The sequence below is a fragment of the Anaerosolibacter sp. genome (assembly GCF_029240175.1).
Lineage (GTDB): Bacteria > Bacillota > Clostridia > Peptostreptococcales > Thermotaleaceae > Anaerosolibacter.
On the sequence record NZ_JARBTM010000008.1, the window covers coordinates 12,110 to 23,991 of the forward strand.

12 protein-coding genes are annotated in these 11,882 nt (G+C 36.0%); all 12 read left to right on the forward strand.

Annotation, left to right across the window (positions count from 1 at the left end):
* Positions 1–91: 91 nt before the first annotated feature.
* On the forward strand, positions 92–871 hold the full coding sequence (locus K0R93_RS07345; protein WP_300299516.1) for a flagellin N-terminal helical domain-containing protein: 780 nt from the start codon (positions 92–94) through the stop codon (positions 869–871).
* Between the two features lie 69 nt (positions 872–940).
* Positions 941–2,221, forward strand: a complete 1,281-nt coding sequence (gene fliB, locus K0R93_RS07350) for a flagellin lysine-N-methylase (RefSeq protein ID WP_300299518.1) — start codon at positions 941–943, stop codon at positions 2,219–2,221.
* 230 nt (positions 2,222–2,451) lie between these two features.
* Positions 2,452–2,796 carry a flagellar protein FlaG gene (locus K0R93_RS07355; RefSeq protein ID WP_300299520.1) on the forward strand — a complete coding sequence of 115 codons (345 nt, stop codon included), beginning with the start codon at positions 2,452–2,454 and terminating at the stop codon, positions 2,794–2,796.
* Positions 2,797–2,845: 49 nt separating this feature from the next.
* Entirely contained in the window at positions 2,846–4,525 is a 1,680-nt protein-coding gene (gene fliD / locus K0R93_RS07360; RefSeq protein WP_300299522.1) for a flagellar filament capping protein FliD, read from the forward strand.
* Between the two features lie 19 nt (positions 4,526–4,544).
* Complete coding sequence (gene fliS, locus K0R93_RS07365; RefSeq protein WP_300299524.1) at positions 4,545–4,922, forward strand: flagellar export chaperone FliS; 378 nt, start codon at positions 4,545–4,547, stop codon at positions 4,920–4,922.
* A gap of 12 nt (positions 4,923–4,934) precedes the next feature.
* Positions 4,935–5,426, forward strand: a complete 492-nt coding sequence (flgN, locus tag K0R93_RS07370; RefSeq protein ID WP_300299526.1) for a flagellar export chaperone FlgN — start codon at positions 4,935–4,937, stop codon at positions 5,424–5,426.
* A 275-nt stretch (positions 5,427–5,701) separates the two neighbouring features.
* A complete protein-coding gene (locus K0R93_RS07375) occupies positions 5,702–6,034 on the forward strand; it encodes a hypothetical protein (protein ID WP_300299528.1) in 333 nt (110 codons plus the stop codon).
* 1,429 nt (positions 6,035–7,463) lie between these two features.
* Positions 7,464–7,994, forward strand: coding sequence for a ribosome hibernation-promoting factor, HPF/YfiA family (gene hpf, locus K0R93_RS07380; protein ID WP_300299530.1), 531 nt, complete (start codon positions 7,464–7,466; stop codon positions 7,992–7,994).
* 273 nt (positions 7,995–8,267) lie between these two features.
* Positions 8,268–8,912, forward strand: coding sequence for a hypothetical protein (locus K0R93_RS07385; protein WP_300299532.1), 645 nt, complete (start codon positions 8,268–8,270; stop codon positions 8,910–8,912).
* A 229-nt stretch (positions 8,913–9,141) separates the two neighbouring features.
* A complete protein-coding gene (locus K0R93_RS07390; RefSeq protein ID WP_300299534.1) occupies positions 9,142–10,419 on the forward strand; it encodes an HD-GYP domain-containing protein in 1,278 nt (425 codons plus the stop codon).
* Positions 10,409–11,011, forward strand: coding sequence for a DUF5317 domain-containing protein (locus K0R93_RS07395; protein ID WP_300299536.1), 603 nt, complete (start codon positions 10,409–10,411; stop codon positions 11,009–11,011). The genes K0R93_RS07390 and K0R93_RS07395 overlap by 11 nt, the downstream gene beginning before the upstream one ends.
* 115 nt (positions 11,012–11,126) lie before the next feature.
* Positions 11,127–11,720, forward strand: a complete 594-nt coding sequence (locus tag K0R93_RS07400; RefSeq protein WP_300299538.1) for a DUF5317 domain-containing protein — start codon at positions 11,127–11,129, stop codon at positions 11,718–11,720.
* Positions 11,721–11,882 lie beyond the last annotated feature (162 nt).

Consider the following 11,882-nt stretch of genomic DNA (forward strand, 5'->3'; position numbering starts at 1 on the left):
GGGCGGCCGACTCAAGAAAAGTTGATGAAGTGTTTTAATCGTTATCAAAGGCAAGGATGCCTAATCCATAAAAATCAAGGAGGAATACAAAATGAGAATAGCAAATAACTTAATGGCAATGAACACACATCGTCAAATGGGCGTTAGCACGGCTGGCGCTAGCAAGACAATGGAAAAACTCTCTTCAGGTTTCAGAATCAACAGAGCGGCTGACGATGCTGCTGGTCTTTCTATCTCTGAAAAGATGAGAGGTCAAATCAGAGGTCTAGCGCAAGCTTCTAGAAATGCACAAGATGGTATCTCTTTAATCCAAACAGCTGAAGGTGCTATGAACGAAGTATCTAACATGCTAGTAAGACTTAAGGAGTTAGCAGTACAAAAGGCTTCTGGTACATACAATGCGGAAGACAAGGCGAACATTGACTTAGAAATGGACGAATTAATTGCAGAAATTGGCAGCATTGAAACAAATACAGAATTCAATGGTACTGCTGTTCTTAACACTGCTAATACATTTGATATCGTAATTTCTGATGATGACACTGTGACATTGACAATTACAGGTGCAGATGTTTCTACAGCTTCTGCATTGACAAATGCTTCAGCAACTGCAGATATTGAAGCGGCTATTGATGCAGTAAACCTTGAAAGAGCGACACTAGGAGCACAGCAAAACAGACTTGAGAGTACAGTTAGAAACTTAGATACAACAACTGAAAACCTACAAGCAGCTGAATCTCGAGTAAGAGATACAGATATGGCAAAAGAAATGATGGCATTTACTAAGAACAACATTTTATTACAAGCTTCTCAAGCAATGCTTGCACAAGCAAACCAAGCTCCACAAGGAGTACTTCAGTTATTAAGATAGTAAAATCCAAAAGAGCCAGAGGTAATACTCTGGCTCTTTTATATAAGAAATAAAATATTATATAGAATGATGACAACGAACCAAACGGAAGGTGTGAAGATTGTGGCAGCATCAAACAAAAATATCGTCCTTATTCCCCAATATATGAAAAAATTTAAATGTATCGGATCTAGTTGTGAAGATACCTGCTGTGCCCAATGGGGTATTACGATCGATAAAAGAACTTATAAAAAGTATAATAATTGTAGAAACCATGAATTGAAAAGAAAGTTTGAAGAGAGTATTATCAGAAATCGCAAAAATCCTTCCGATGAACAGTATGCAAAGGTTAAACTACGAGAGGATGGTTCATGCCCATTTCTTGATGCTCACAAGTTATGTGAGATTCATGGGAAATTGGGAGAAGATTTCTTATCAACAACTTGTAGAATTTATCCTCGGAATTATAACAAGGTAAATGGGATAGTCGAAAAATCGGCAAACCTATCCTGCCCAGAAATTGCACGATTAGTTTTGTTAAGCGAAAATGTTATGGAATTTGAACAAGCAGAAGAAGATAATGATTTAATAGGAATTTATGGCAAAAATATAGAAGCAAATAATATAACGAGACAAGGCAAATTAAAACAGTGTTTACTGGAGCTTAGAGTCTTTACCATTCAAGTGTTGCAGACCAGAGAATACAAGCTATGGGAGAGATTAGCTATATTAGGGATTTTTTATCAGAGCATACAAGAACTAATTCAGGAAGATAAGCTAGATGATATACCTGAGTTAGTCTTAGAATATATAGAGGCTATAGAAAAGGGCGCTTTTGATGCTGTATTAGGGGAAATCATACCCAATGAAACGGTGCAGCTCGAATTATTGAAGCAAGTGATTAATAGAAGGATAGAATCTGGACTATCAAGTATCAGATTTGTGGAATGCTATAATGAATTTGTCAGGGGATTGAATTCTAAAACGAACTTGGACTATACCGACGTAATTGCGAACTATACGAAAGCCTACGAACTGTATTATAAGCCATTTATGGAAACCCATGAATATATGTTAGAAAATTATTTGGTTAACTATGTATTTAAAGGATTATTTCCTGTTAGCAGCATAGAAAATGTATTTGAGAATTATGTATTAATGGTTACCCATTATTCATTGATTAAGATGCATCTGATAGGAATGATAGCCTATCATAAAGCAGATTTTACGAGGGAGCATGTAGTAAAATTAATTCAATCTTTTTCGAAAGTAATAGAGCATAATCACCAGTTTATTGGTGATATGGTTGATTATCTCAAAGAAAATGATTTTATGGATTTGAGTTATATTTTACTTATGATCAAAAATTAGATTCATCTTAAGTTAAATTAAACTGAAATAAAATAATATGAAAAAAACCGCTTCGGCGGTCTTTTTCTATATACCAAGTTATCTATTTATATGCACTTATCTTCAATGATTTTGAAGGCAAAAGGCTATAAATTATGAAAATTTAAGACCAAATTCTACAAGCAAATATAAAGAGTTTGTAAAAGCAAGCCGATATCCTTATTAGAAATCTAATTGAGGTGGTGAATAATTTGAAGGTTGAAGGATTAGGAATGCAAACCATGGCAGTAGGAACAGGCAATACTGTTCAAACTGAATCAAGACCAATAAATGTAAAAGCAGAAGGAAAAGCTGATGTCCAGAAATTTCCAGGAGAGAAGCAATTAATTGATGCAATAGAGAAATCAAATGATGAATTCATTATGGAAAATACGAGTCTAAAGTTTTCTATTCATGAAAAGACGAAGCAAATTCAGGTTAAGATCATCAATAATACGACAAATGAAGTAGTTAGAGAGATTCCAGCAGAAAAAATCTTGGACATGGTGGCGGCTATGTTGGAACGAACAGGGATTTTTATGGATAAGAGGGGTTAGTACATATTTTATATAGAGCTCACCTTTACAAATGAGAGGAGTGATTTTCATGAGCAGCATGCGAATATCTGGTATGGCTACGGGTATTGATACTGAGAACATTATCAAGGACCTAATGAAAGCCGAGCGGACAAGGGTAGATAAATTTTCGCAAAACAAGCAGCTAATTGAGTGGAGAAAGGATATATATCATAATGTAAATAAGGACTTTTCAAACTTCATTTTAGATGTAACTAAAGAATTAGGATTAAAAACAAATACCTATGGTTCAATGGTGAAAAAACCTGCATCTCAAACTTGGGTAAAGAAGGGAACTTCCTCAAATACGGGCGTAGCAGAGGTTTCTGCAAGGGCGGATGCTGCCAACGGCAATTATGCTGTTAATGTACATAAATTGGCAAGCGCATGGAACTCAGCCAGTAATTCTAGTATTTCAACAGGAGATAAAGCCAATATTGCTACACAATTTAGTATAAATGATGGAGATACCATAGATTTCACAATAACTACTAACAAGGGTTCAGTGACAATCAATAAAACTAATCTGAGTACAGTAACCCTTAGTGATATTGCTAGTGAGATCAATAAGGCCAACATAGGCGTGACTGCGTCCTACGATGCTAATACCGACAGATTTTTTCTACAAACAAATGACACTGGGACCAATAATACGATAAAAATTACAGATAATAGTGTATTAAGCGATGGTATGGATTTTCTTACAGGGAATAATAGTAAACTCAAGCTTCAATATAAAGACACTATGGGAGTATTTCAAGATATTGGAGACGGAGCGGTTTATACTGGTGGGAATGCACTACTAGATGTAGGCGCCGCAGTAGGAATTGAACAACAAAGTAACCAATTTAGCATTAACGGGGTAAACTATAATTTAAAGTCAATAGGTTCTACAACAGTGAGTGTTTCAACGGATGTAGATGGTATCTTGGATAAAATAAGACTTTTTGTTGAGAAGTATAACGACTTAGTTGACAAAATTGGAAGCAAACTGTCGGAAGAACGTTATCGGAAATATCCTCCTCTTACAGCAGAGCAAAAAGAAGCCATGAGCGAAAAAGAGATTGAGCTTTGGGAGGAGAAGGCGAAAAGTGGTTTAATTCAAAATGATAGTTCTGTTAAGAAAGCAATGCAGAACGTACGTAGTGGTTTATATGAAAAAGTAGTTGACTTGGACGGAAATCCAATTACTCCAAATGATGAGCTATTTGATATTGGGATAACAACAGGGAACTATAAAAGTAAAGGAAAGCTGGAAATTAATGAAGATCGCTTAAGGACAGCTATAACGAACGATCCAGATTCTGTGCTTAGTTTACTGTTTCAAGAATCTTCCATTACCAAAGCGGATTCTTTACTTACAGATGCAGAAAAGCAACAAAAGAGGGCAGAATCAGGATTAGTCAATCGCATGTTTGATGATATAGTTGTAGGAATGAAAGAAGTTATCAATAAGTCAGGAACAGGTAATAACACTGATTTATATCGAAGCGTTAAAAGTAATATTTTAATTGATTTTGTTACAAACATGGGTAGTACAAGTATGCTTGATAAGGATATGTCGACTCTTGACAAGCAAATTGATAGGGAAGAGGCCCGATTGATTCGATTAGAGAATCATTATTGGAGCAAATTTACAGCTATGGAGAAGGCAATACAAGAAATGAATGCTCAAAGTTCTTGGATGATGCAGCAAATGGGCAGTATGTAAAAAGTAGGAGGAGATAAGTATGGCATTAAAGAATCCATACAATCAGTACAAACAGAATAATATTATGCAGGCTTCCCCCCAAGAGTTGACATTGATGCTATACAATGGCGCCATTAAATTTACTAATCTTGGAATTATAGGCATTGATGAGAAAAATATCGAAAAGGCAAATAACTCTATCTTGAGGGCAAGAGATATAATAACTGAGTTAAACATTACGCTAGATATGAATTATGATATCTCTAAGCAATTAAGTGCTCTATATAATTACATTTTAACACTTTTATTGGAAGCCAACATTCGAAAGGAAAGAGCATGCCTACAAGAGGCTCTAGATTTAATTACACAACTCAGGGACACTTGGAAAGAAGCTATGGTACTATCAAAACAAGAATAATGGAGAAAAATTATGGATATTAATACATTAGTTGAAGTGTTGATTAATCTTTCTTTGCAAAAGCAAAAATCACTCAAGGAACTTCTAGGAGTTACTACGCTTCAAAGTAATTTAATTAATAATGAACAATTGGATTCCCTAATGACAGCCATTGAAAGAAAACAGCAAATTATTCACAATGTAAATGTAATAGATATAGAATTTCTTGAGAAGTATAACAATTTAAAAGAAAAATTAGGTATTCAGACTATTGCTGAAGCTAATATAAAAGAGTATCCAGTACTTAATATCTTAAGAACACATATTAATGCTATTATGGAACTTTTAAAAGAGATTAATGAAATAGATGAAATAAATAAGGAAAAACTTAACAAGGATTTTAGCAAGGTGAAAGAAGAATTAAAAAAAATTAAGGCAGAAAAACACAGTGCAAAAATTACTTCTGCTTATAAAAATAAGTATAAAGGTGTTCAAGGCGTTTTTGTGGATAATAGGGATAAGTAGTTTACTACGGAAAATAGGATTTGCTTTTTAATATATGTATGATAAACCAATACAGTATTAATAGTCTTGAAGGCCCATAAAGGGCCTTTATTTTTTTACATTCATCGTATTCTATATATATTGGAACATGAACTCTTGCCATTTTATACTTATAAAGATGAGCGAGTGAAATTCGTCGATTAAGCAAAGAATTTGGTGAACGATTTACCATGTGAAAGGCAGGTATACTAATGTCTTTCGTAGAATTGAAATGGATATAAAGGGGGATGGGGTCGATGCATATTAGAGGGGTAGAGATGTATAATATGGATGTATATATGAGTCCACGAAGATTAGAGAAAATGGATGGGATTCAAAGAATTGACCCTATTCATAAAAATCAGCAGGATTTCTTAATGAAAAATGAAATTAAGAAAGATCAAAATGAGTTTATATTTAAACCAGTACGGGTGAAACCAGCAAATGCTGTGGGCTCTGGAGCAGTAGGTGTTCAAGTTAGGCTAATGCATAAGAATGATCAGATGATATTCAATGCTTCAATCAATGCAAAACTAGCCTATAAGCCCATAGAGGAAGCTAGTGGTAAGAATTTTGATTATATGATTTAGTAGTGTTGCGGAACATGCATGCCTGTTCCTAACAGATATATTTCCTTGTAGGGAATGGTCAGTGACCATTCCGGGTTATTAGCATACATATTTATATATGTAATAAGGAAAAAGAAGGATGCTTGAAAAAACCTTCAAAACATAGTATAATATACCGTGCATATAATTAGGTCTGTGGTTGCAAGTCCATGCCAGTCGCAGGCGAAAGGACCCACGTAAGGTAGCCTAAAATAGAGCTGCTGAGCATGGTGCGGCTTAGAGGTAAGACCTGCCAGAAGAATGATATGATGTTATTGTACATAAATCATTACTTTTGAGAGGGGGAGTAGTGGCGGCGAACCCAGAGCGAAACTTCCAGCAGGCGAGTGTGGGGTCAAAGACCAGGTCAGCTAAATATATGTGTCATTGGCAGTGATGCGAAGAGAATCCTTAATCATTTGATTGGGGATTTTTGTTTTATGTAGGATGGTGCATAGCAAAGCTACTTGAGATTAGGATTGCGGTTGTAGGGGCAATTCACGAATTGCCCGATATTAATAGAGATGTTCATTGTTATGTCATGCTGAGTGCAACGAAGCATCTGTAAAACTAAAAGCCAGATCCTTCGCGATGCTCAGGATGACAGTTAGGCTGGTGGTTGGGGTCTACGGGCGATTCGTGAATCGCCCCTACAAATTTGATTAATCTCGATCTCGACCTTAATTTAAGATATTTACGTTATATAGTTCTTTTTTCGCAGATTGTGCATATACATAATAAGTTCGCAAAAAATACTGTCAGATAAAATTGCAGGTGTTGTCATATGGTATTTTGTCGAAATATAAATAATTTATGACGAAAATTGAATACAATTAATGACAAAATGATGCAAAAAGTGACTTATCCACCATTGGTTCACAGGGTTATGCACAGTTGTGATATTGAAAAAATCAGTTATCAACAGTTTTATCCACATTATCCACAGAAAAACATTCAACATACACACAATATGTGGACAGGTTGTATATTTTCATAAATTTGGTAAAAAATTAAGTTAAGAAACTACTTTATTTTTAATAATAAATGGAGATATAGAAAAATTGTAAAAATTCTGTGGATAAACTCGTGGATACTGTTGAAAAGTCCTGTTGAATTTTCAATATATTATGAATAAGTGTATTTATTAGGATGAGTTGATCTGACAAAATAATATAAAGGAATAATTTCCTTGAAGAAATTGAAGATGGTTGTTTGATATGAGTGTGGCTGGGTAAAATAATGATATATCAAACTTGTCCATTTAAGTTCAAAAATTTCTAGCAATTAAAAGGAAAGTATTGAAATCTGGCGAATATGATTATATAACATCATTTTCAGCCAGCATAAAGACAAGTTTTGAGTTGGAGCATATCCGACTCGATGATATATATGTTGAAGGGAGCTGAAGTATATGAGAGTCAGAGTCAGTGGAAGGAATTTAGCGGTAACAGATGCGTTAAAGGACACAATCAATAACAAGCTGGAGAAGTTTGGAAAGTACTTTAAGGAGGATACAGAGGCTCAGGCAACCCTTAGTGTGGAAAAGAACAGACAGATCTTTGAGATTACAATTCCAATCAATGGATCAATCCTGAGAGCGGAGGAGTCTACAGAAGACATGTATGCATCCGTCGATAAGGCCATAGACAAGTTAAATCGACAGATAGAAAAATATAAAACCAAGCTGGAAAAAAAATATAAAGGTCATGATACCATTCGATTTGAATATATTCCTGATGTGACACCAGGTGAGAAAAGTGAGGCTAAGATTGTAAGGACGAAGCGTTTCTCCGTCAAACCTATGGATCCCGAAGAAGCAGTACTTCAAATGGAACTCCTAGGACATAATTTCTTTGTATTTACCAATGGGGATACGGAGGAATTAAACGTGGTATATAAGCGTAAGGATGGGGATTATGGTTTAATTGAACCAACATTCTAATAGAAGAAAGCAATAGGACAGCGCAAGCTGTCCTATTTTTATTTGGGGCGATGACTGATATCGGGCGATTCGTGAATCGCCCCTACGAGAATAGAACATGCATGGCTGCACCCTACACATTTCATGCTCTATATTGACAAATTTAATAAAATGTAAAATTATGTATTGTTATCAAATAAAAAAGAAGGATATAGATGACAAAAGTCGAATAGATGTAGTTGGGATAGTTATATGTATTGATTGAATATATTATGGGGACTAGAGGGGTTTAACATGGAGAATCTAAACATAAATCAAATGATATCGGAAATGGAAGAAATCATTAATCACATACCTGAAGTGATTTCATCAAAGGTAATTGTAAGTGATAGTAACGATTTAGAAGAAATACATGTATTGGCGTCAAATCAGAGAAATGCCAAGCAGATCGCTAGAGATATTCAATCAGCCTTAACGGCTAAGTTTGATATAAAGATCGACCACAAAATTATCAGTGTGGCACAGATTAATTTTAAGCAAGAAGTAGAAAATGAATTCCGTTTAAAGATTCATTCCATAGGATATTCGGTATCTGGGAATATGGCTCAGATCAAGGTGGTGCTGCAAAAAGGGGATGAGTTGATCGAGGGCTTAGCCCAGGGGATGAATTCAAAGAACAATGTCTACCGAATGGTAGCCAATGCAACCTTAGAATGCATTCACTCTCTAATGGGAATGAATAGTACCTTTATCGTAGAGGATATCGAGCAAATGCAGCTGGCAAAGCGAAATGTGATTGTTACAGCCATTAGCCTCATCACTCATCATGAAGAAGAACTGATGGTTGGATCTGCCGTGGTGCGAAAGGATGAATATGAAACCATCGTCCGGGCAACCCTGGATGCCATCAACAGGAGAATCGTAAGATTCGGTAACTAAGTTAGTATTTTAGGTCGGCTAGTTTTAAAAACATAGCGAAGCGGATATAGCCTGTGGACATTAGCGAAGCACCAGAGCCTACTACAAAGGGGGCTATATCACATGCAAAAAAGATTAATGGTACTTTTTATGAGCTTATTATCATTAGTTTTAGCTGGCGGCGCAAGCTACAGCTGGAAATAGTTTTTAATTTTAATGCCGACCTAAAATCATATAAAGGAGAATAAACATGAGAGGTATGCCTGTTAAACTAAAACTATATACTGCCTGTATCATTGGAATAGGGATAATCTACATGTATAACTCTGTTGGCATGATTGATATGAATGCCGTATCATCAATCGTATTTTTTATTATTTTAGGTGCAATAGCAGAAGCTCTAAATATTAGACTAAAGGGAACCACTGCAATATCTGTTAATTTTGCTATAGGTATGGCTACTCTACTAATATTTAAACCAGGAATAGCAGCGTTAGTCGGCTTCGTTTCAATGGTATTATGCGTTGAATTTGCCAATGGGAAAATTGTGCATATATTTAATAGCTCTTTATATAAAAGAGTCTTTAACGGAAGTGCATACGCAATTTCACTTGGTTGTGCAGGAATAGGCTATAGTCTTTTTAATTCAAACTATAAAGTTTTGACTTTTTACGATTTGAATGGAATTGGAATCATTGTCAGTATTTGTGTTTATATCTTTGTAAATAGCCTAATTTTCTCGCTATTAACTTCGATATTAGAAAATAAGAATCCCTTGGAATTTTTTAAGAATAATGCATGGGTATCAGTAAATATTTTAGGATTATCTCCATTAGGTATAATTATAGCAGTGGCATATAAATCATACGGATGGTTTGCAGTGCTACTATTTTTTGGACCATTGTTAATTGCACGATATTCCTTTAAACTATATATGGATATGCGTCATGTTTACTTTGAAACGATCAAAGCTTTGTCTAGTGCCATGGAGGCCAAAGACAAGTATACAAATGGACATTCCTACAGGGTTGCAGACTATGCTGTGGGGATTGCAGAACAAATGGGCTATAAGCATGATGCGCTAGACCGAATCAAAACCGCAGCGGTTTTGCATGATATAGGAAAGATAGGTATATCTGACAGTATATTAAACAAACCAGGACATCTTGAAGATAACGAATATGTAGCAATTCAAAAACATCCAGAGATTGGTGCCAAGATTCTGTCTGAGGTAGAGTTCTTAGGAGATGTGTCTAAAATCATCAAATATCACCATGAACGATTTGATGGGAAAGGATATCCAGAGGGTCTAAAGGATGCTGAAATTCCAATGGAAGCCAGCATCTTGGCGGTAGCCGATGCCTATGATGCCATGACTTCAGATCGTCCGTACCGTAAGGCTATGGATAGCCATACAGCCATGAATATCTTAGTCAAGGAATCCGGGATACAGTTTAATCCCATTGTGGTGAAGGCATTTCGTGACTATTTAAGAAAGCATGGGGAGGAAATCGCCCATGTGGGTTGAATCTGTGGGTAGTGCCATTGTTGTTGGAAAGCTCCGAGGGGGAAAGGTAAAGAACCTTGTGGATACCTACATTGAGAAATGGTGGTTAATTACCTTGGCAGCGTTGATTGAGGTGACGGCTTCATGGATTCGTGGAAAAGAAATCCCATCTTTGTGGCAATATACGGATCAGTATATCTGGCTGATTCATTTGGTAACTTATGGCTTATTGATTTATGTAATACTATATAATCGAAAATTAACAGGTTTTAGATTGATTCTATTTGGAATCATTTTAAATTTTATTGTTATTATGTCAAACGGTGGTCGAATGCCTGTGGATATCAGTGGTGTTGATCCCATCATCAATCAAGAAAAGATAGCAATACTGCAGTCGGGAAGGGATTTAGTCCACTCGGTATTGGATGAAAGCACTGTATTTGGCTTTTTAGGGGATATAATTCACCTGAAAAAACCATACCCATTACCCAAAGCCCTGAGTATAGGGGATATATTTATGATGATAGGCGTATTTTTATTTATCCAAAAACAAATGTTATTGAGTATAAAATCATTGAAGCATGAAAATACTTCGCTAACGGCTAACGGCTAACGGCTAACGGCTAACGGCTAACGGCTAACGGCTAACGTACTACCCTTGAGGTAAGGTGCATCAGAAACAGGCACCCAATTCTAGAGCGCGCTACGCAAAGAAGGAGTGATATGGCTTGCTAATCGAAGGAACAATATTAGGCTTGATTTTAGGAAAAATAAGAGGTGGAAAGTTTAGCAATTTGGGAGATATGCAGATCAATGGTTGGACGATTTTGATTCTAGCCCTGCTGCTGCAATTGACGCCCATTATTTCCGAGGATTTTCCGTTCTTTGCAAAGTATCAACCTCATATCTATGCCACATCCATTATTCTTACGATGATTTGTATATGCATGAATCTAAGAAAAAAGGGAATGTGGGCTTTCTTCGTTGGAATCTTGCTGAATCTGATTGTGATCGCCTTTAATGGTTTTCAGATGCCCATTTCTTTTTCAGCCTTAAAGCTTGCGGGACTAGATTCCATGGTTAATGCCATTCAAAGCGGCGATATGATGCATTTCCGTTCTTTAGAAGGAGCAGCCCAGGGGATCAAGATGCTGGCAAAATTCATTCCTATACCGAAGCCATATCCACTGCCAAAGGTAATCAGTATTGGAGATATCTTTATAACCCTGGGATTGATCCTATTTATCACAGGTGAAATGAAAAAAAGTAAGTTTTATGTGCGACATCGTATGATAAAACATGGATATAAAGGAAGAATATAAGGGAGAGTATATTACTCTTCCTTTTTTATATCATCAAAAATTTTGAATAGTCTATATGAAGAGTTTATCGCTATTCTTGCGGAACAGGCATGCCTGTTCCCTACAGGGACGGCTGTTCATTAACGGCTAACCTGCTAACTGCTAACCGAGCCAGTAAAAGGC